A 21,219-nucleotide genomic window follows, 5' to 3' on the forward strand; every position below is an offset into this window, starting at 1 on the left:
AGAGAATTAACACGAGCTGCAGACCCACAGAAACACTTAAATCCGGCACATCCATTAATCAATCTCATAAGGTGAAATTCATGAAGAAAGCAATCATCGAAACCGGTAAAGGAACTATTACTATTGAACTGTTCGATAAGGATGCACCAAAGACAGTGGCAAACTTTGAGAAACTCATCAAGGAAGGATTCTATGACGGACTTACTTTCCACAGGGTCATTCCAAACTTCGTGATCCAGGGCGGATGTCCAAGAGGAGACGGAACAGGTGGACCAGGATACTCCATCAAATGTGAAACAAAGGGCAACCCACGCAAACACGGAACAGGTGCACTTTCAATGGCACATGCAGGAAAGGACACAGGTGGAAGCCAGTTCTTCATCACACACTCACCACAGCCACATCTTGATGGCGTACACACCGTCTTCGGTCAGGTTATCGAGGGTCAGGATGTAGTCAACAAGATCAAGCCAAAAGACAAGATGACAAAGGTCACTGTTGTCGAAGAGTAATTATTTTGTTTTGGCAGCTTTTGTGCTGCTACGTTCTATTTTTTAGATGCTCTTATATTTAATCTGCATGACTACGTCATAGAAGAGTTTGACATTTGATGAATAGCACCACTTTTTAAGTTCATGGGAGAAAATGGACTATAGGAGTCTGGAGAATGTGAGGATAAATACAATTTTCCAAAATGCTAACTGAAGTTAAATGTATACAGATTTGAAAATGTTTTTATTTGGCAACTTATACAATATATTGAGCCCATATGTATTATTTGTGAATAAAATCACAAACTTATTATAAGGCATCATCATAATATTACTGCCTAATTTAAAGAGTGGTGTGGTTAAAATGATAAAATTAATGTTGATAGTAGCGGTGGCTATATTGTTTACAGGAACTGCTTCAGCAGCAGTTACATATACAGTAGATGACGATGGCGGACAGGATTTTACAACGATAGGAGAAGCAGTTACATCTGCTGACTGGGGAGATAGGATCATTGTGTACCCTGGAATTTATTCAGAAAATGATTTTGATATATACAAAATCTATTCAATTGTATCATACTCTGGTGACCCTAGCGATACAATAATAGAATACAATGGTTCATATGGAAGATTTTCAGTCGATGGCAGTTTACTAGGCGGAGAAAGCATACTCCTATCAGGATTCACTATCAACAACTATAAAATAATACCAAATATGTGTGAGATTAAAAATAATATTCTAATATCTTCTGAGATAAATGGAGGATTTGAGAACTACGCTAGTAGTGTAAAAATCTATGATAATGTGTTTGAGGGAAAGGGTGTTTCTCTATATAGAGCATCACCCTCTGCAACTGAAATTGTTGGTAACCATTTCTACAATTGTTCAATTGCTCTGAATTCCAAAGATTGTAGTCAAATGAACGTTGAAAATAATGAATTCTCACACAACAACGTAGCCATACGAATTAATTACGCTGGAATTAATTTAGTTAGCAACAAAATATATGATAATGATATCGGGATAGCTGGAGGAAATTCTGTAGAGAACGTCATTTATAATAATTATTTCAACAATACAATTAATACTGAAGGTTTGGCGATATTGACACCACATACTTTTTCAGTTCCTGTTTCTTCTGGACCTAACATCATTGGTGGTCCCTCTATTGGTGGCAATTATTGGGCCAAGCCTGATGGAACAGGATTCAGTCAGACACATTCTGACACTAACAGTGATGGATTCTGTGATGAACAGTTTGAGATATACGGACTCGGAATATATAGTGAGATATTAGTAGGGATTGATTATTATCCACTGGCAGACTGGATACCTGCTAATTCATCACAAAAAGCAATATATACAGTAGATGATGACGGCGGTAAAGATTTTTTAACAATAAAAGAGGCAGTGGATGCAATCCCGATTGATTCATTGGGAGTCAATGAGATCATAGTTTATCCAGGAACCTACACAGAAAACATTGAGGTGTATCATGACAAAGTTACTATAAGATCATATTCAGGAAATCCAGAGGACACTGTTATCAATGGGGACGGCGGAACTGTTTTCGATGTTTATACTCGGCCAGGGTATAAGAGGACGGTTTTTGTATTGGACGGTTTTACAGTCACTGGTGCCGGATGCGGGGTGTCTGCTGAAAAAGAACAAGCATACTACAGTATCTATAATAACGTGTTCGATGACAACGAGCACGGTATTTTAATGAGAGAGCAGATAGAAGTTGATATTCATGATAATGTTTTTCAGAACAATGATATTGGGATGAAAATCAAAAGATGTACTATCTATGATTATGAAATCAGAAACAACACACTGACTGAAAATGATATAGGTATTGAATCCAATGATAATTCAGTTACAATATCTAATAATCGGTTATACACTAACAACCAAGCTATCGTTTTGATGACAAGTGGATCAAAACTAATAAACAACAAGATTTACGATAATAATCTAGGGATTTATGTAGCCGTTACTGGACGAGTACCGATTATTAACAATTATCTGAACAATACTATTAATACTGAAGGGATATATTATAATACAATCTTAAATGGAACTATATCCACGGGACCTAACATAGTAGGTGGTCCTTCGATCGGTGGCAATTACTGGGCTAAACCGGATGGAACCGGGTTCAGCCAGACACACCCAGATAATGATGGTGACGGATTCTGTGATGAAGAATATGAAATATACAATGAGTATGGATCCTCCATAATAGGCGTTGATCACTACCCATTGGCCAAAGAACAGTCATGTCTATCGAATGCAGAGGTTCCTGAATTCCCAACAATCGCTCTACCCCTGATAGCAATTGTAGGATTGGCATTGTTCTTTAAGAGAAGGTAATTACTTCTCTTTATTTATACTATTGAATGTGTTTGGTTCTGGTATAAATAATGTAAATATGAGCAACACAAAATCTGCTCATTTTTGTTTAGAAAAACAACTTGTAAACTAAATACAAAGTAACCATCCACCAAAAGCAGCGTATTCCTATGCTGCTTTCCAGAATAGTAGAGAACTGCAGCTATACTGATAATTCTACAGATGACCAGATATGAATTTAGAATATATTTGCAGTTTTTTTATTTTAGATTTAAGGAAAACGAGGCTTATCCAGGACCTTCTGAATTATTAAAGTTATTCTTAATCTCTGAGAAATGATGATAGTAGGAAGTCTACAGGGTCTCAAATTCACTATTTTCTAAGCAAATCATTTTATCAATTCAAAATACTCCAATCTTGTTTATGATTATACAAGTAGCCTTAAAGTTGAATGTGGTCACAATTGGCATATTGATGAAACAGCAATTAAAATTAAGGGAAAACAACATTTTTTAGGGAAATGATAGATGAAGATACTCGTTTCATGGTTGCCAAACATCTATCCAAGACAAGAACTCAGAGAGATTGTACTATTTTGTTTAAAGATGCTGCAGACAGAGCCATAAGCAAACCTAAGTTCATATTTGCTGATGATTGTTTTGCATACAGGAAACCATTCAATAAGGTATTTTGGGAATACGGAGAACCTACAAAACTGATACAGAACGTAGGTATCAACAGCAGAAAGACAAACAATATTGTTGAAAGGCTACATGGAACTCTCAAAGATATGCTCAGAGCAAGACGTGGACTTGATTCAATGGAAAAGACAGAGTTGCTTCTGAAAGGTTGGTTTATTCATTACAATTTCTTTAGACCACATCATTGAAAGGTAAAACTCCTGTACAGGCGGCAGGAATAGACATTGATGTATCTAACAAATGGAAATCACTTATAGACCAAGCAACAAAATGGAGTATGACAACATGAGCAAAGGGTTAAAAACGACAGTTCAAGAATCAAGTGGGAAATATACTGCTCCTATACCCACTGATTTAGTTAATCTCCTTGACCTCAATAAAGGCGATAAGTTCATGTGGAAAATGGAAGATAAGAAAATTACAATTTAGGTTGTAAAGCAATGACAAAAGATATAGAAGGTGAAATTTATCACTTGGATAAGATGATTACTTCCTTAGTTGAATTGTTGGAAGAAAAGGGTGTACTGGAATACGAAGAATGGGAGAACAAGTTGCGTGAGAAGTTAGATGTTGTTAAAGGGCTAACCAAGTTTGATGATTTGGAAGATTAAATGTTAACTTTTCAATAATTTTATTCCTTTCACCCATATAACAAATGCAACTAGTGATAAAATCAACGAACGTATTGTCATAATATCACCCATGTAAGCTAAAAATTTTTCAAATTGGGTTTTTTCATTAATTGACTGCGAAAGCTCCAATGCAACCGATCCTTGTGAAATTCCGTATTCATCTGCCTTGTTAAATATTTTATTCCTATCTTCCCATTTATCATTAACATGTACCTTATAAAACCCACTGATTTCATTTTCTCTATATTCAGTTATTAGTTCTTCCAATTCATAGTAACCTATACCAGTTAATTTGCTTTTGTAATAAATATCATCAATCGCTTCTTTGTATATCAAATCAATAGAATCGTCTACTGCTTTTTCGTTAGTCCATTCTGTTTTCAGATTGCTGCTTTTCAAAATTACAGTTTTGTCCAATACCAATTTACCGTTAAGTGTAATGTTTCCTTCTCTCCATATTGTTTTTGCATCAATGTAAGATACTCCATTGAAATGAATTCCATCAGCTAATAAAATGGGTGAATTATCATCAATGTTACAATACACACTGTCAGTAGAATTTTCTATATAAATCCATGAACCGTGGAGGTTTATGTTATTAAATGTTGAATTTGTTCCCTCTCCGGCAAGTCCGATTACCATATTTTCTTTTTCGTCGTCAGTAATTTCAGGGATATAATTTTCTATTGGATAAGTTAGTTCAACCACTGTGTTTTCATCGGTACTGTTCGGAACAAAAACAACTGCTGTCCCACGTGAATTAGAAATGGCTATGTTTACAGAATATGGATATCCTTGGTAAAATGAATATGTTTCAGTGTCGTCGGAAGTTAAAACTGACTCACCAACTATTTCTTTATATTGTTTTAAAAATATATCTGCATATTCAAACATATCATCTTCGTCGACATATATGTTGGTGTAACCGCTGAATAAAAACACTGACAATAATAGTATTAAAAAAAATAGTGACATACTAAACGTGTCATGTTTTTTTCTAAACCCCATAACTCATCTTAAAAAAGGCATAGTATAAAAGGAATATCTTTTGTTCTGTTTTTTACGTTTTTCAAAAAAAATCACAAAAAATTATTCCATGTTCATTTATTGTAATTATCTGAGTCGTTTGATTCTCTAATCCATCGTTTCAATACTGGAATAGAGTATAATGTGCTTAGTATACCAAAAAACAATGTGGCTGCTAAATCAAAAAGACCCCTTCCAGTATACGGAGGAATTGCCATACTTGTTGATATACCAATTAAAACCAATGCCATGAATGTGTCTTCTTTCATATTCTTATCCATCCACAACTACGCCATTTCCTAAAATAAGAGCAAATCCTTTTATCCATTCAAACTACTCCTGAACTTAACAGTACCACTATCAGGAAAAATATTTATACAAGAAAGTGGGAGGTTAGCGTTATGTGCCACCGGACATAACGGATTGATAGTTACTGTTGGGTCCGAGTGACAGTAGTAAGAAGGTAGTAATTATGAGACTGAACAAAAAACTGATTCTGGCTATTGCAGCCATACTGGCACTTGTGGTCTTTGTAAGCGGTTGTACCGATACTAACACAGAAGATGTTGCAACTGATATGGATACCGACACAGGTGAAGTTACAACAATAACAGTATCCGCAGCAGCAAGCCTTACAGAAGCATTCACTGAGATCGAAACTGCTTTTGAGACCGAGAACCCGGACATTGATATCAATTACAACTTTGCAGGATCAGGAACTCTCAGAATGCAGATAGAAGGTGGTGCTCCGATCGACGTGTTCGCATCAGCATCACAGAGCCATATGGATTTATTAAGTAACCAGTCATTGATAGTGGAAGATTCAAGAAAGGACTTTGCAGCAAATACTGTTGTCCTGATAACACCTGTTGATAGTGAACTGGACATCACAGGACCTGAGGACCTGATATCAGACGACGTTGGAACAATAAGCATAGGAAACCCTGAGACAGCACCAGTAGGAAAGTACACTGTCGAAGCCCTTGAAGAAGCAGGCCTCTGGGATGAGCTTGCATCAAAGACATTGCTTGCAGAAAATGTAAAACAGGTCCTTGTCTATGTTGAGAGAGGAGAAGTTGATGCAGGGTTTGTATACAGTACAGACGCAGCAACTGCAGATGACGGTACTATAGATATAAAAGCAACCATACCAACAGTAACACCTATCAGCTACCCAATAGCAATTGTTTCATCATCAGAACACCAGAACGAAGCACAGGTATTTGTTGATTTTATAACTTCTGAAGAAGGAACAACAATACTGGACTCCTACGGATTCACAGCTTAAAAGGAAAAATAATGCTCGACCAGATAGGATTTCCCCTGATAATCACTTTGAAGATCGCCGGCCTGTCCACCCTGATAGTGGCGATCACAGGTATGATCATATCATACATACTTGCAAGACGTGATTTCAAGGGGAAATGGCTGGCCGACGTACTTGTCACTTTACCCCTTGTACTCCCGCCAACAGTAACAGGATACCTTCTGGTAGTGTTGCTTGGAAAGAATGGAGTGCTTGGAAGCATTCTTTACAGCCTCACTGGCTGGAGTATAGTTTTCACATGGCAGGCAGCGGTCATTGCAGCCTTTGTTGTTTCACTGCCACTTATGGTCAAGACCACCACAGCAGCGATCGAGGCCGTGGACAGGGAATACGAATATGCGGCCTTCACACTTGGAAGAAAGGAACTGGATACCGCACTTTTCATCACTCTTCCCCTGGCTAAAAAAGGAATACTCGCAGGTATTGTCCTCAGTTTTGCAAGAGCTGTAGGAGAATTCGGTGCAACACTGATGTTCGCAGGGAACATTCCTGGAAGAACGAACACAATGTCAATTTCAATTTACAGCGCATTCCAGGCAGGGAACAATGACCTTGCCAATATGCTGGTCGTGATACTCATAGTAATGTCCCTCCTTTCCATGGCCATAACTGCAAAGATCATAAATGACTGGAAGATATGAGGTGCGATCATGGGCATTAAAGCAGATTTCAGAAAACGGTACTATAGAGATAAGAACGACAAGAAGAAGGGAGTGGAAGCTGCTTTCACACTTGATGCTCAGTTCGAGGTCGGCGATGAACTTGTCGTGTTCTTCGGTCGCTCCGGATCGGGAAAGACAACTGCCCTCCAGTGCATCTCAGGCTTGTTGGAACCAAATGGCGGAAAGATCGTTGTCAATGGAGATGTCTATTTCGATTGCCACAAGAGGATCAACCTGCCGGTACAAAAACGCAGCCTTGGATACGTATTCCAGAGCTATGCCCTTTTTCCGCACATGGATGTCAAGAAGAACATCGCATACGGACTTAAAGGCTGGAATGAGAAGGACAAGGAGGAAAGAGTAGATGAGATGCTCCAGATGCTTGAGATAAAGGGACTGGAGAACAACTTCCCCTCACAATTATCAGGCGGTCAGAAGCAGAGAGTTGCACTGGCACGTGCACTGGCACCTAAACCCAGTATACTTTTACTTGACGAACCATTCTCCGCACTTGACAGGGTCGTTCGTATGAAGCTCAGGGAGAAAATCAAGGAGATCCAGAGAGAACTGAAGATACCTGTGCTCTTTATCACTCACAACCATGTGGAAGCTTTCACGATAGCTGACAAGATAGTTATATTCCATGACGGTCGTGTTCAGCAGATAGGAACATCGGAAGATGTGTTCTACCATCCTAAGAATGAGCATGTTGCAGAACTTGTAGGATTGACCAATATCTTTGAGGATTCGATGTTGGTGGACGAGGACGAGATGGCAGGGACCATTACGATCGGATGTGAACATATGAAAGTCACTGCAAACCGACCTGACTGTGATATCAAAGAGAAGATATCCTGGGGCATCAGGCCGGAGAATATGCGTATACTCCCGCTGACAGATAAGAACAGCTCCGAGGAGAACACATTCCCGGCTCTGGTTAAGAGCATAGTTAACAAGGGATCTAGCAAGGTCCTTGCTCTTAGTGTAAAGGAGCACAGCAAGCTCCTGATAGCCGAGATAGGTAATCAGTCCTTTGAAAATATGGATATTAAGACCGAAGATGAGTGCCTGATACGCATCGAAAGGGACAGGATAGTTCTTTTCTAAAAATGATCACTGATTGTTATTCTTGAACCTGCTGTCAATGTATTCTATAAGTTTACTTCCTGATATCTCAAGACTTGCTGCTGAGGAACGAATATAGAATTCCTCTTTCTCACCTTCCTTCAGGAACACTGGTTTATCGCTGGGGTCGCATTCTACTTTCATAACATGCTTGCCATGGACATCGACGAGCTCAGAGCTTATGTATGGAAGGAATTCATTGCCAATATTATGACCCACTATGTTGGAAAAGTGCTGATTGAACTTATCATTGCTCTGAAAAGCATCGGCTTCAATTCCCAGAATGCTTCCATCGTCTGAAACACCTACCAGCAGACATCCTCCATCTGAGTTCAAATAGGCTACAATGGTCTTTGCAACTGCATGTTCAATGCGTTTATCGGCTTTAGAGGTGTGCAGGTTGGTCCTGAGTGTTGATTTGAACTCTAATGTATTCCCTTCTCCATTGGAGATCAATTTTAGCAGTTCATCCGAGGGAGACATTGGTTCGCTGTCCTGTTTGAAAAAATAAGGGTTCTTTTGAACAAAGCCTGTAACCATTTTGTCAAGCATATTTCCCCTTTGATGATGGATGTATACAAATCCGGCAACAGATATCAAAAATGAGATCAAGAGATCAATGAACAGGTTTGATGCCATGTTCGGTGCGGTGATCCCCATATCGTACCTTGATGCATCATATCCAAAGATATTGACCAGTGCAACGATCGATATTTCCATAATTGTAGCAGTGGTGAACGAAAGACAAAAAGAGAAAACTGCAATGATAGCCGGGGTCATAACTGTGTGTGTCCTCTTCTCCCAGAAAAGTAGATACACGAGTGAGAAAGCTATAGCTCCTACTACCACAGTTGAAAGAGCATTCAATATGAAGTCACCCCACCATAGTTCTTTGATCACCGGAGCCATTATTTCGGGGAATACTGACAGGTAGATGAAGATCAGTATCAAGATCTCGAACAATGAAGGGAACTGGAATTCCCATTTTTTTCTGATAATGGTCGGTAAAAAGGTCAATACCAGAGCGAACAGGCATAAAGAGAAGTTGAGCAGGTCATCACGGAGCAAGGCACTGGCACCTGCAACTATCAGTAACGTTCTGAATATTACAAAAAAATAGAACCTGATCCGCTGTATATTGATATGGCGACCACGCTGTTCATCAGTCATTTCTCTTTTTTTAGCCATTGTGACCATCAGATATACTTTTGATATAAGTTAGACCTGTGAGCTTATATTGCTAGAATACTACATGATTACTATATACATATTGCTGACAGAACAGATCATTTCATACCAAACTGAAATATCCAATAAACTTTTAAAGTTGCATGGCGTTTTGTATTCGAAGAGATGAAGTTCATTGAAAGGCTTTTTGGAAAAAAGCAGGAAAAAGAAGAATCTCATTCAGCTGTTTTTGAGTTCAGGGAACTTGCCGTTGTAGTGAAAGATAAGTCCAGAGAAGAGGAAGAGGATCTCAAACCCGTTGTTAAAGATGGATATGAGACAATAAAGCTGGCTTTGAAAGAACTTGACACCTTAAAGAAAGAGCTGCTTGCAGCAGAGCCTATTGAGGGTGCAAGTAAAAGAGGAGAGAAGCTGGGCGATTCCAACAGGGATAATGTTGCAAACAACCTGAAGCTCATACGTGATAAGGTCAAAACTCCAGGGAACACATCACCGACAGCTGCATCCGAATTCTACATGGAAGCGAAATCCACTCTTAGAACGGTCATGGAGAACACGAACCGAAGCCTGATGTACATCAAAGCACTTTACCCGCAGGAACATCAGAAGATCAACCATGGTCTTGCAGAGCTTGAGGATTCACTTGACGAACTCTATTCCTCGATAATGCAGGGGATCAAAAGACTTGATGACCTGCAGAAGATAGCATCCGGAACAGATGATGTCAGAAGGATCGATGAGGAGATGGAGAAAAGCACAAAGAAGATGCGTGAACTGGATTCCAGATACGAGTCCGCAAAAGAGAAACTTTCCAGGGACGATTCAAAACTTACAGAACTTGAGAACAGCAAGGAGTTCGAAAGGGCAAAGCAACTGGAAACTGAGATCAAAAAACTTGATACAAAAATAGCAGATACTGCTTCTGAAGCAAGGAGATTGTTCACACCACTCTCAAAAGCGATATCCAGAATGGAGAAACAGGACGAGAATGATAGATGTGTACTCTCACCTGAGAACAGGAACGTACTCAGATCGATCAGGGAAGAGCCTGCTAATGCGATAGAACAGGACCTTGGACCATTCCTCTCAGAGCTTACGAACAGAATAGAGAGCGGAGAGCTTGGGCTGAAGGATCAGATGTGCGACAAGGCTCTTAAGCAGATACAGGTCCTCAATGACAAGAAAATAATATCATCGCTTGTTGAACAAAGGAAAGAATATCTTGCAGAAAAAGAAGAGCTTACAGATGAACTGAACGGCCTTAGTATCTACAGGGAGAAAGAGGAACTTGAGAAGGAGATGGGTAAACATCGAAGCCTTGTGAGTTCTGCCAATAACGACATAGATTCAGAGAGCAGGCACCTGTACAGCCTTAAAGATGAGATGGAGATGGCAAGGTCAGCCCTTCTCTCGAATGTAAGATCGGTCTTTGGCAAGGACAGTGAGATAGAATACTAAAATGATCCTATCAGGAGATGAAAAACATGGGACACGATGAAACCAATATTCACAGACTCAAGGAAGTCGATGAATTCGTAAAGACAAAAAAGAGTGAAAAGAAGGAAGAGAAGAAGAAGGACAAGCGGAATATCCTTGGCCTTAATGACTAATTCTCATTTTTTATTTCCACTACTTGAAGGTCACTGTATGATCATGACCGTATTTTCCTATCTTCCCAATACCCACGGGTACACCCTCTTCATCAGAAACATATTTTGTACCTTAGTTCTCTAGAAGAAAAAGTAGTTCAGAGCTCTCATTTTTGGAATGAAGTACCAACATCCCATTGACATTGAAAAAGATGGAAAACGATACATCTGCAGCATACAAAGTGCACAAGGATATCCACTTTGAGAACTATGAGGATCCAATTAGAGCCCTTGGTGGGGCTGTGACTTCAATATGGTTCGGTGTTGGTGCTCCTCTTGGGTGGTGGTATTTAAGAAAAATACAGAGAACACTCGATTTAAAAACTGTTTTTTAGAATAAAACGTGACCATTATCTATGTGGATATCCAGTGATTACATAAAACACTAGTTAAATGTAACATAAACCACAGGTTTACTTCTACACCATAATTAAGGCAAAGCTGACAAAATACACTATAATTGACCCCTCATCAAAGTAATTCCAATTGTCTACAAGAGTATTCACTGTTGCTCTACTGATTAGTAATGTTACACCAAACATATTGGCTACTGACATTGTACTAATTAAATCTCGCACCGTATTTTCTATTTCTATTGAAATGGATGATACAACTATAAAGGAAAATATCAGAACAAGCGTTGCCATGTCTTTGCTTACGAATCTTCCACCGAAAACAAACGAGTAATCATTTGTATTATATAAAGCAATTCCACCTAGCAGAGCCATTATACAGCCAGTTACTGCAATGGTGGCTCCATCCATTAAATATTCAAACATATCCCTACACCGTGTATTCGATTCACTTTTGATCCTTTATAAATATCAAATCTATTTTTTCATAATCCGATGGTATACCCTTGAGAGAGATTTTTGAAACAACGAATCAGCAATTGTGCTTTCTATAGATGTTATATCTTCTTTTTTTAATGCTTCCCATTCAGCCAGATTCTGGTGTTTTTGAAGATATATCAAATCACTTGATTCAAAAACAATGCGTTTATACAACCTTTTTTCTCCCTTCAATGTCAGGCAAACTGCGCTTTTATTAACTACTTCCCACACGAAACCAATAGAAAATATGGCTATAAATGATATTAAGTACAGAATAGATATGAATGAGAGGGAAATAGATCCCTGAATCACAGCTTTGTTCATAGATCCCACTTCCTCTGTTGTTAGTGCACCAGAATAAGTTAAATTCTGGACTAAACCATCTACTGAACTAGCAAATATATTGAACGGTTCTGGATTCGTAGCTATGGAATTCATAAAAGAGTACCACAAAACACATACTATTAAGACAACTACTGCAACGTTTGAAAACACTTTTTCCGTACTGTCTTTAATATCATATAATTCATGAAAAAACAATCTTCGTGGTAAATAGAAAGCATCTTTTACAAGAAATCCGATTAATGCCAATACAAGAATAAAGCTGCTGAAGTCAGCTGGAAGTAACATGAATATAAGACGAAGTATATGGATATAAATTTATTTACAATATATCATGTTTCTTTTTGTCACTCTTTTTATTAGAGAATATTTTATTCAGGGAATAAATCAAACAAATAATACTTATCAGCAAAAGCAAAAATAAAAGAGTAGTAGTTGCTTTGAGGTCATTGACTTCCACTTCAATTTCTTTGGTGCTATTGTTCAATGTTATGTCCTCTTCCCCTACATACTGATAAAATGTTTTTTCATCACGTATGTTTATGGTATAAGACACATGTTCATAAGCACCTAATGTAACTGGGCAGATTCCAGATTCGTTGGTATTTAATTTGATATTGTAACCAACTACTTTTAGCGCGGTTCCGTTATAATTCAACGAAATATCAATACTACAATTTGGAATTGTTTCTCCATTACGTGTTGATTTGATAACTATTTCTTCTGTATTTAGGATATAATCTATTGTTCTGTCCTCGTTTTGGCTTTCATTTTCAAATGCATATACTGGACCAAATAACCAGATATTACTATACGCTGCGAAATTGTTTTGTGGTGGAGCAAGTCTAAATCCCGAATCTGCAACCACCCAACCTATGTCTTCGATAAATACTTCAGACCACGCGTGGTTATCAATGTCGCCACTTGAATCAATATGTCCGTCAATACTTACTCTTCTGTATGTCAGACCTGTTCTGTTTGCCATCTCTTCAAAAATTGTAGCACGTTCCCCACAATTTGCTCGTTGAATGTACATGTACCATCCAGCATCGTCGGTTATCCTAAGATTTGTTTCGTTTGAATTGAACCGTTGTAAACCTAAACCGTTTTCCCATTCGATTATATTTTGTACAATTTCTGTGTCATTTGATGACTCAAGTAAAATGCTCTCACTTGTTTTGTTTAGATATGCATCGATAGATGGCTTTTCATTCTGCACATAATTATGATATTCAATGCGAGGTTTTACCTTATCTTGATAATATTGATAACATTGGTTGGATTCATAACACAGAACAAATAGAGAAAACACTAACACTAGAAAAAGAAGGACTAATTGCTTTTTGTTTCTTATGCACGACTGCATAATTGGCATTCTTTTTTTAAATTGCACATATACCAACTGGCCGATGATAATAAATATTTTATTGCGATACGTAAAGATTGCATTGTTGTTAATGCTGTCAGTGGTATCCGCATCATAAACAATTCAACATTTTTTAATAACATTGTATGAATCTTGTCATATGCGTTATTTCTACGATGTTAAAGGTCTGCTAATACTAACCATTATCATCTACTATGCTTTTTTTGTACTTTTACCAGAAATAACTTCTCTGACAAGTGCTGACTTTTCAACATCGAGGGCAATTGGTGTTTCGTTTATAGTTGCTGCATGGGTTTCAATGCGTGGATGGAGATGGTAATGTAGGATTTGATTGGGAGAAAACTGACGTTACTAATTTTGCAGCTGGTGTAGTTGTCATTGTAGCAATAGCAAGTGGTTTTTTTGGAATTCACTCTCTGAGTGTAAATGAGTTTACTAAGAAACTTTATTATGGAGCTGCCGTTTTTGTTTTGTACGCACTCTGAGTAGAAGTTAGGATTCAGAAATTAAAGTACTCACTTGAGAAAAGAGATGAGTAATATTTTAACTTTCTATTATACACTTTTCTTTGTTCTCTTTTTCATAATTGGATAGAAAAGTATTTGAAAAAAGGAATACAACATATAATTATAGCTTAAGATCATGTGGGGGTCAAAGCGATACAATAATATATTACGGATAATTATATTAATTGTAGTCTTACTCACGAGTATTGCGAATTTCAAATCGCCAAATTTAAATATATTCGTTTAATATGAACTAAAAAGTCTGATAACTAATTGTAGGTGCAATAAAATGTCTGAGGTAGTAGAACACATTCCTGAGCTAAAAGGGGTCGATTTTGATATATTTATCGAGCGGCTAAATCAGGATATTACTGCAGAAGAAGCTAGTGAGGTCCGCAAATGGGCACTCTGCACGACATATCAATTCAAAGACTAATTTTTTTCAATGCCTCTTAAAAGATTTACAAAATCGGTGCTTACTGCTGATTGTCTCCCCCTTATTGGTGATTTTGATTGTGGTAGCTCACAGCACTCTGATTTTGATAAATTAAACGCGTTTCTGAAGGAACGGGCGTTGGAGTACAACCAAGATCATTTTTCTAGAACCAACATATACCATGAAGATGGTAAATGTGCTGCATATTATAGTTTATCTATGAATGCTATTAATGGAAAAAAAATCGATGTTGATGATCAATACCGTTCCTTAAAAAGCTACCCTGCACTATTTTTAACTCGCTTTGCAGTAGATAAAAAATATCAGCGAAGTGGAATTGGAAGGGGAGTAATTAACGACATCATAATGAATGCATATCGAGACGGTGAAGTGGCAGCAAGGTTTCTTTATGTTGATGCAAGCCCAATGTCGGTATCTTGGTATCTTGGTAATCCATTGTTCACAGTGTTGTATTCTGAATTGACAGAAAGAATAGAGCAATGTATAGAATCACATATTATCGAGAAATTGAATAAGCGCTTGGTAGAGGGCCATCCAATTGAGTTTGTGTTGAGTGTGGAAGGGGAATTAGAATCATTAAAAAAGAACAGTGAGAAAATACTAATAGCACATGTTAAAGACATTTTTAATGATTTATGCGAAACAATAACCATATTCACCGACTGCAATTCAAAGATTAAACTGACTTTTGAAAACAACAAACCAAAAATTACTCTTGATAACTTCAACACACGACAAAACCATGAGGGCATTCGTGATTGGTTGAAGCAAGCAGATAATGTTCTAAATCTTGATATTACCGTTCCGCTATACCTGGACATGAAAAAATATTATATGGCCCTCTATGGCTGTTAATCTGGTTGATGATTTGCTAATAACTCTTTTTTAGTAGCGTGCATCCACACCCAAATAACACGATGATTGCGTAAAGAAGGACAGTAATCTCGTTAGTTCTGTTTTTACTTGGACAAAAAATTACACAATAATAGGATTATGGAAAATAAAAAGCGATCCCGAAGGGATTTGAACCCCTGACCCTCGGGTTAGAAGCCCGATGCTATATCCTGGCTAAGCCACGGGACCGCTGTGGATTGGCTGGATTGTGAAATAGGTTTTCTAGCATAAAAGCCTTTTGTAAGGAATGCACTACTTCTCCTAATTACATAAAGTGTGTATGTGAATACAAATAAATAATAGTTTGACATCAACACTAGCAACTATCTATTAATACTGAGGCTTTATACATGAGTGAACTTTTGATATATTACAATGGTGACTTTGTCCCAAAATCACAGGCCACAACATCTGTCTATGATCATGGATTTCTGTACGGTGACGGTGTCTTTGAGGGAATAAGAGCTTACAACGGACGTGTCTTCAAATTACGTGAGCACGTTGACAGGCTCTACGACTCTGCAAAGGCTATCGCTCTTGAAATACCAATGACAAGAGAAGAGATGGAAGAGGCTATTCTGGAAACGCTCCGAAAGAACAACCTTACGGATGCGTATATCAGACCTATCGTATCAAGAGGTGTCGGAGACCTTGGACTGGACCCAAGGAAATGCCCTAAACCGAACATATTCATCATCTCACAGGAATGGGGTGCAATGTACGGTGACCTCTATGAAGTTGGCCTGACAGGTGTCACAGTCTCAGTAAGGAGAAACTCCTGCGATGCACTTTCACCGAACATCAAGTCACTTAACTACCTGAACAACATCCTCGCAAAGATCGAGGCTAACGAGAAGGGCGGAGATGAAGCTATATTCTTCGACCAGAACGGTTACCTCTCAGAAGGATCAGGAGATAACATATTCATCATCAAGAACGGTAAGGTATACACACCACCTACCATCAACAACCTCAAAGGTATCACAAGAGCAACAGCAATTGAGCTTCTTGCGGACATGGGCATCGAGACCCACGTTGAGAACCTTGGAATGTTCGACCTCTACACCGCTGACGAGATATTCGTCACAGGAACAGCAGCAGAAGCTGCACCTCTTGTAAAGGTAGATGGTCGTCCTATAGGTGATGGAAAGCCAGGACCTATCACTGGAAAGATGGTCGAAGCTTTCGAGAAGGCCACAACCACTACAGGTACACCGATCAATCCTTAGAACCTTACATGAAGAGCTGACTCTTCATACCTTTTCTTCTTTTTTATTTCTTCAAAACATTAATTAGTGATAACTTCATTTATATATTGAATAAAAATAATATTATCATGAAATACCAGGTGGAGATGGTGTTCCATAAATGAGGTTTTAAAATGGAAACTGAGGGAGAAAAGGATAAAATAATAGTGAAGAACCTGAAGTATCTTAATGATTCAGTGCTTGCGATCTTACTTCTGATGCCGGTTACCCTTGTTATCATCTTTGAGGCACTTGATGAGACAGGAAATCTGCAATGGATCTCAATCGCAACATGGATTGTATACCTGATGGGATTGTGGTATGTCGCTTCAAGGATATTCAGGCTTAACAAAACGCTTATAGAGTATATTGACGAAAAGTAGACCGACCAGAATGGAACGTAAAGAATTCAGAGAACTGACATCCGTTGAGGATGCAAGGACACTGGTTGACAAGATCAGGGTCCAACCGGAAACTACTATTTTACCAATTGAAGGAACAGCAGGGCAGATACTGGCAGAAGATATACTCTCAGGTGTCAATGTACCTGCTTTCAACCGTTCTATAAAGGACGGATATGCCATCCGTGCAAAGGATAGTTATCAGGCAAGTGAACCAGAGCCACAGGAACTTAAGCTCATAGGTGCCATACCTGCCGGCTGTTCAGACAGCTTTTTTGTTGATGACGGAGAGGCCATAGAGATATCCACTGGAGCACCGATCCCCGATGGTGCTGATGCGGTTATAATGGTCGAGAACACAAAACAAAAAGAGAATTCCGTGCTGATCTACCAGCCTGTGCATATCGGTGAGAACATCATGCGCGCAGGGACCGATATCATGAAAGGTGAAAGGATCCTGCGGAAGAACACACGCATGGGATCCCGTGAGATAGGAGTGCTGGCTTCTATCGGAATGGATAAGGCTCCGGTGAAGAGACTTATCGTGGGAATTATATCAACAGGCAGCGAGTTGATAAAGCCCGGAGAAGTATTGGGGCTTAGCAAGATATATGATGCGAATTCCTATGCCATCGCAGCAGCGATCGAGGAATGCGGCGGAACTCCGAAGATATATGGTATCGTTCCTGACGAAGAAGAGGTCATGGAAAGAACACTTGAAACCGCCATCGATGAATGTGATATAGTCCTCACATCAGGAAGCACCTCAGCAGGTGCTGGTGACATAATGTATATGATCATTGAGGAAAAGGGAGAGACACTCACACATGGCATTGCCATCAAACCCGGAAAACCTGTTGTTATCGGCATGATAGATGGCACACCCACCATAGGACTGCCAGGAAACCCTACATCTGCCCTCAGTATTTTCAACGAGTTCGTGGCACCGATAATTTACAATTCACTTGGCCTTAAGCCATCGTTTAAGACAAAGGTTACCGCTGTAATGGGAACCGGCATACGTTCCGGAGGCAGAGAAGAGCTATTCCCCGTCGGTGTTGTGAGAGGGAAGGTATACCCTGCTGACAAAACATCAGGGGCTATAACCACACTATCTGATGCTGACGGAATAATTGAGATCAGGGCACATACCGAGTATATCGAACCGGGATCCGAAGTTGAGGTCACCATGTTCGGAAACGTAAGGAGTCCTGACCTGATGCTCATAGGAGGGCAGTGTCCTGGAATAGACCTGCTTGAAGAGATGACAGGACTTATGTTCAGGACATTGAACATGGGGTCGAGTGCAGGATTCACAGCAATGTCCGGCGGGACTGCTGACATAGCATGCGTGAATATGGTGGATGCAGATGGAAATTACAATTCATCAGTTCTGGAGAAAATGAACCTTAAGGATGTAGTGCTGGTAAAAGGATACAGACGAGAGCAGGGATTGATATTCAGCCCTGACAACCATGTCTATGGACTTGAGGATATTGTAAATCTCCAGATCATCAACAGGAACCGGGGTTCAGGTACAAGGGCACTTTTGGACAGGGAACTCGGACTGCTGGCAGAAGTGAAAGGAACATCTAAAAGCGAGCTTATCAAAGATCTCAAAGGATATAATTCAGGTTCCAAGACCCACCGGTCGGCCTGTGATGCTGTGAAGAGCGGAAAGGCGGATGTTGCCTTTGGCATTAGGGCTGCGGCAGAGGAAGCAGGACTTGAATTCATTCCGGTTGCAGAGGATGAGTTTGATTTTGTAATAAGGAAAGACCTTCTGGAGATAAAAGAAGTACAAATGTTCCTTGAAACACTTAGCTCTGAGGACTTCTCAAAAAGACTTCCACAGGGAATGTATACATACGAACTGACCGGTAGTATAATATCCTCCTTTTGACGTTAAGTCCTACTGAGACTGAGAAATTCGAGAAGAGCTTTTTTATTTTGACGTTATGGTAGGTTACAAATGGGATTACATGAGGATATACAGGAAGTTGAAGAGGAGATCAGAAAGACTCCCTACAACAAAGCGACATCACACCACATAGGTAGATTGAAGGCAAAACTTGCACGTCTGCGTGATGAGGTTGTCAAGAAAGCCTCAAGTAAAGGAGGTGGAGATGGATACTCTGTTAGAAAATCAGGGGACGCCACAGTAACACTTGTAGGTTTCCCTTCCGTTGGTAAATCCACCCTGCTAAACAAGCTTACTGGTGCCGAGTCTGAGGTCGGTGCCTATGAATTCACTACTCTTGATGTCATCCCTGGTGTACTTGAATATAACAATGCTACCATTCAGATACTTGATGTACCTGGATTGGTCAAGGGAGCTGCCAGTGGCAGAGGCCGTGGAAGAGAGGTTATAGCGGTTGTCAGGAACTGTGACCTTGTAGTATTCATTCTTGATGTGTTCCAGAATTATCATCATGACGTTCTTACACAGGAACTGTATGATGCAGGTATCCGTCTTAACCAGAAGGAACCAGATGTAGTAATTAAAAGACAGGACCGTGGCGGAGTCACTATCAGCAGTACCATGGACCTTGAGTTGTCAGAAGATCTTATCAAAGCCGTACTTAATGACTACAAGATACACAACGCCCACGTACTTATCAGGGATAATATCAATGTGGACCAGCTCATCGATGCCATCATGGGTAACAGGGTCTTCATACCTGCTGTTATTGTGGTCAACAAGGTGGACATGGCAGATGAGTTCGTACTGCAAAAATGCAGAGAAGAATACCCTGATGCAACATATATTTCAGCTGACAAAGAGCAGAACCTTGAAGCTGTTAAGGAAGTTATATATGAAGCTCTTGACTTTATCCGTATATATCTCAAACCACAGGGAGGACCTGCGGATCTGGAAGAGCCACTTATCGTCCGTAACGGCGTTACTGTAGGCGATATATGTGACCACCTGCACCGTGATTTCAGGAGGAAGTTCAGATATTCACAGGTATGGGGAGCTTCCGCAAAACACCCCGGTCAGAGAGCAGGACTTGACCATGTGCTCAAGGATAAGGATCTGTTAACACTTATCATTGCAAAATGATGAGTTAACTGCCTATCCTGCATAACAAATAAGTATTATTATGCATTTATTCTGCTAATCACAATAGTCCCGTAGGGTAGTGGTCAATCCTTTCGGCCTTTGGAGCCGAAGACGCTGATTCGAATTCGGCCGGGACTATTATTTTTATTTAACAATATTCATTGGTAGTTTTGGATCATAAACCATACTTAGCAAAGTTATTAAATATTGATCAGTAAATACTAACTTACATTGAAGGAATTGGCTTTGTGCATACCTATGATGTATAAGGGCATTAAAAACAACCACAAACAATCCTCATTTATTTAATTATATATGAATTGGTTGCAAATTGATCATTGATGAAGCACACAGGTACGAGGCATATATGAGAGAAGTTACAAAAGTATTACTGCTTCTCAAGGACATGGTCTACGAAAGTACCAGCCCCATGGAAATCCTTCGGTTTGCGAATTACTATTGCAATAAAGACCTTGATGTAGTGATCATCATATTCGGTCCAATGGGTGTCATCCTTGGAAAAGCAGATAAATGCGGAGTTCCTGCCTACGATGACAAGATAAGGGAATGTATGGAAATGGGTGTACAATTCAAGTGCTGCAAACTTGGAGCATCCATTATAGGAATGAAAGAGGAAGAGCTTATCCCTGGTATTGAGCTCATCGAATCGCAGGAGATAGCAGAAATGCTTCTGGAATACTGTAGTGAAGGACAATTAATCGTTACATTATAGTATGATCCATGGTGCCCTCAAACCAGAATAGACATGAGGCCTACTTGCTCATAATGTGTGTTAATTCAGTGTACTACCAATTTTCTGTATCTGCTCAGGTTACCTTATTGATTATTCTTGCCATGAACTGCCCTATATGAATACAGACCCCTATACCAGAGTGAAATTGTTGAGTAGAGTGAATTCAATGTTCAG

General features: G+C 39.3%; 24 protein-coding genes, 2 tRNA genes and 1 pseudogene. 20 read left to right on the plus strand and 7 right to left on the minus strand.

What is annotated here, in order from left to right:
- Positions 1 to 80 precede the first annotated feature (80 nt).
- The 5 genes and pseudogenes from BM008_RS09785 to BM008_RS14925 all read left to right on the plus strand — a co-directional run bounded on the left by BM008_RS09785 (position 81) and on the right by BM008_RS14925 (position 4,162).
- Entirely contained in the window at positions 81 to 512 is a 432-nt protein-coding gene (locus BM008_RS09785) for a peptidylprolyl isomerase (RefSeq protein WP_091936496.1), read from the plus strand.
- Positions 513 to 855: 343 nt separating this feature from the next.
- A complete protein-coding gene (locus BM008_RS09790) occupies positions 856 to 2,871 on the plus strand; it encodes a NosD domain-containing protein (protein ID WP_091936498.1) in 2,016 nt (671 codons plus the stop codon).
- A gap of 490 nt (positions 2,872 to 3,361) precedes the next feature.
- Positions 3,362 to 3,739 (plus strand): annotated as a pseudogene (locus tag BM008_RS09795) (integrase core domain-containing protein); the annotation flags it as partial.
- 97 nt (positions 3,740 to 3,836) lie between these two features.
- Positions 3,837 to 3,980, plus strand: a complete 144-nt coding sequence (locus BM008_RS14920; protein WP_177188035.1) for a hypothetical protein — start codon at positions 3,837 to 3,839, stop codon at positions 3,978 to 3,980.
- Between the two features lie 11 nt (positions 3,981 to 3,991).
- Positions 3,992 to 4,162, plus strand: a complete 171-nt coding sequence (locus tag BM008_RS14925) for a hypothetical protein (protein ID WP_177188036.1) — start codon at positions 3,992 to 3,994, stop codon at positions 4,160 to 4,162.
- Between the two features lie 3 nt (positions 4,163 to 4,165).
- On the opposite strand, the gene BM008_RS09805 is transcribed toward BM008_RS14925, so the two are convergent.
- Both BM008_RS09805 and BM008_RS09810 read right to left on the minus strand, forming a co-directional pair.
- Complete coding sequence (locus BM008_RS09805; protein ID WP_143072337.1) at positions 4,166 to 5,077, minus strand: hypothetical protein; 912 nt, start codon at positions 5,075 to 5,077, stop codon at positions 4,166 to 4,168.
- Positions 5,078 to 5,283: 206 nt separating this feature from the next.
- Positions 5,284 to 5,478 (minus strand): hypothetical protein, encoded by a 195-nt coding sequence (locus BM008_RS09810; RefSeq protein ID WP_143072338.1) that lies wholly within the window; start codon positions 5,476 to 5,478, stop codon positions 5,284 to 5,286.
- Positions 5,479 to 5,681: 203 nt separating this feature from the next.
- Here BM008_RS09810 and modA point away from each other — a divergent pair, with 203 nt between their 5' ends.
- Genes modA through BM008_RS09825 form a run of 3 tightly spaced genes read left to right on the plus strand, consistent with a single transcriptional unit; the run spans position 5,682 to position 8,305 of the window.
- Positions 5,682 to 6,497 carry a molybdate ABC transporter substrate-binding protein gene (gene modA / locus BM008_RS09815; RefSeq protein ID WP_091936507.1) on the plus strand — a complete coding sequence of 272 codons (816 nt, stop codon included), beginning with the start codon at positions 5,682 to 5,684 and terminating at the stop codon, positions 6,495 to 6,497.
- 11 nt (positions 6,498 to 6,508) lie between these two features.
- Positions 6,509 to 7,177: a molybdate ABC transporter permease subunit gene (modB, locus tag BM008_RS09820; protein ID WP_091936509.1), complete on the plus strand. Its 669-nt coding sequence runs from the start codon at positions 6,509 to 6,511 to the stop codon at positions 7,175 to 7,177.
- A 9-nt stretch (positions 7,178 to 7,186) separates the two neighbouring features.
- Entirely contained in the window at positions 7,187 to 8,305 is a 1,119-nt protein-coding gene (locus BM008_RS09825; RefSeq protein ID WP_091936512.1) for an ABC transporter ATP-binding protein, read from the plus strand.
- A 6-nt stretch (positions 8,306 to 8,311) separates the two neighbouring features.
- Here BM008_RS09825 and BM008_RS09830 read toward each other — a convergent pair whose 3' ends face one another.
- The gene (locus BM008_RS09830; RefSeq protein ID WP_177188037.1) at positions 8,312 to 9,511 is read right to left on the minus strand and encodes an AlbA family DNA-binding domain-containing protein; all 1,200 of its coding nucleotides are present in this window, start codon (positions 9,509 to 9,511) and stop codon (positions 8,312 to 8,314) included.
- Between the two features lie 165 nt (positions 9,512 to 9,676).
- Here BM008_RS09830 and BM008_RS09835 point away from each other — a divergent pair, with 165 nt between their 5' ends.
- From BM008_RS09835 to BM008_RS09840, 3 genes are all read left to right on the plus strand, one after another.
- Positions 9,677 to 10,969: a coiled-coil domain-containing protein gene (locus BM008_RS09835; protein WP_091936516.1), complete on the plus strand. Its 1,293-nt coding sequence runs from the start codon at positions 9,677 to 9,679 to the stop codon at positions 10,967 to 10,969.
- Between the two features lie 26 nt (positions 10,970 to 10,995).
- On the plus strand, positions 10,996 to 11,121 hold the full coding sequence (locus BM008_RS15235) for a hypothetical protein (protein ID WP_281246277.1): 126 nt from the start codon (positions 10,996 to 10,998) through the stop codon (positions 11,119 to 11,121).
- 191 nt (positions 11,122 to 11,312) lie between these two features.
- On the plus strand, positions 11,313 to 11,495 hold the full coding sequence (locus tag BM008_RS09840; protein WP_091936518.1) for a hypothetical protein: 183 nt from the start codon (positions 11,313 to 11,315) through the stop codon (positions 11,493 to 11,495).
- A gap of 84 nt (positions 11,496 to 11,579) precedes the next feature.
- On the opposite strand, the gene BM008_RS09845 is transcribed toward BM008_RS09840, so the two are convergent.
- The 3 genes from BM008_RS09845 to BM008_RS09855 are packed head-to-tail and all read right to left on the minus strand — an operon-like array spanning position 11,580 to position 13,554.
- Positions 11,580 to 11,939, minus strand: coding sequence for a hypothetical protein (locus tag BM008_RS09845; protein WP_091936520.1), 360 nt, complete (start codon positions 11,937 to 11,939; stop codon positions 11,580 to 11,582).
- A 51-nt stretch (positions 11,940 to 11,990) separates the two neighbouring features.
- Positions 11,991 to 12,623, minus strand: a complete 633-nt coding sequence (locus BM008_RS09850) for a hypothetical protein (protein WP_143072339.1) — start codon at positions 12,621 to 12,623, stop codon at positions 11,991 to 11,993.
- 34 nt (positions 12,624 to 12,657) lie between these two features.
- Entirely contained in the window at positions 12,658 to 13,554 is an 897-nt protein-coding gene (locus tag BM008_RS09855) for a transglutaminase-like domain-containing protein (RefSeq protein ID WP_177188038.1), read from the minus strand.
- A 470-nt stretch (positions 13,555 to 14,024) separates the two neighbouring features.
- Here BM008_RS09855 and BM008_RS09860 point away from each other — a divergent pair, with 470 nt between their 5' ends.
- The 3 genes from BM008_RS09860 to BM008_RS09865 all read left to right on the plus strand — a co-directional run bounded on the left by BM008_RS09860 (position 14,025) and on the right by BM008_RS09865 (position 15,540).
- Positions 14,025 to 14,207, plus strand: a complete 183-nt coding sequence (locus BM008_RS09860) for a hypothetical protein (RefSeq protein WP_143072340.1) — start codon at positions 14,025 to 14,027, stop codon at positions 14,205 to 14,207.
- Between the two features lie 310 nt (positions 14,208 to 14,517).
- Entirely contained in the window at positions 14,518 to 14,664 is a 147-nt protein-coding gene (locus BM008_RS14930; RefSeq protein ID WP_177188039.1) for a hypothetical protein, read from the plus strand.
- A gap of 9 nt (positions 14,665 to 14,673) precedes the next feature.
- Entirely contained in the window at positions 14,674 to 15,540 is an 867-nt protein-coding gene (locus tag BM008_RS09865) for a GNAT family protein (protein WP_091936528.1), read from the plus strand.
- A 153-nt stretch (positions 15,541 to 15,693) separates the two neighbouring features.
- On the opposite strand, the gene BM008_RS09870 is transcribed toward BM008_RS09865, so the two are convergent.
- Positions 15,694 to 15,768, minus strand: a tRNA-Arg gene (locus BM008_RS09870).
- A gap of 161 nt (positions 15,769 to 15,929) precedes the next feature.
- Here BM008_RS09870 and ilvE point away from each other — a divergent pair.
- The 6 genes from ilvE (at position 15,930) to BM008_RS09900 (ending at position 21,024) form a co-directional block, all read left to right on the plus strand.
- Positions 15,930 to 16,808 carry a branched-chain-amino-acid transaminase gene (ilvE, locus tag BM008_RS09875; protein ID WP_091936531.1) on the plus strand — a complete coding sequence of 293 codons (879 nt, stop codon included), beginning with the start codon at positions 15,930 to 15,932 and terminating at the stop codon, positions 16,806 to 16,808.
- 152 nt (positions 16,809 to 16,960) lie between these two features.
- Positions 16,961 to 17,209 (plus strand): sodium:proton antiporter, encoded by a 249-nt coding sequence (locus BM008_RS09880; protein WP_091936533.1) that lies wholly within the window; start codon positions 16,961 to 16,963, stop codon positions 17,207 to 17,209.
- A 10-nt stretch (positions 17,210 to 17,219) separates the two neighbouring features.
- Complete coding sequence (locus tag BM008_RS09885; RefSeq protein WP_091936535.1) at positions 17,220 to 19,130, plus strand: molybdopterin biosynthesis protein; 1,911 nt, start codon at positions 17,220 to 17,222, stop codon at positions 19,128 to 19,130.
- A 69-nt stretch (positions 19,131 to 19,199) separates the two neighbouring features.
- On the plus strand, positions 19,200 to 20,291 hold the full coding sequence (locus BM008_RS09890; protein WP_091936537.1) for an OBG GTPase family GTP-binding protein: 1,092 nt from the start codon (positions 19,200 to 19,202) through the stop codon (positions 20,289 to 20,291).
- Positions 20,292 to 20,356: 65 nt separating this feature from the next.
- Positions 20,357 to 20,429, plus strand: a tRNA-Gln gene (locus tag BM008_RS09895).
- Positions 20,430 to 20,622: 193 nt separating this feature from the next.
- Positions 20,623 to 21,024 (plus strand): DsrE family protein, encoded by a 402-nt coding sequence (locus BM008_RS09900; RefSeq protein WP_342707573.1) that lies wholly within the window; start codon positions 20,623 to 20,625, stop codon positions 21,022 to 21,024.
- The last annotated feature ends 195 nt before the right edge of the window (positions 21,025 to 21,219 follow it).

It is taken from the genome of Methanolobus profundi (assembly GCF_900114835.1).
In the GTDB taxonomy this organism is placed as follows: Archaea; Halobacteriota; Methanosarcinia; order Methanosarcinales; family Methanosarcinaceae; genus Methanolobus; species Methanolobus profundi.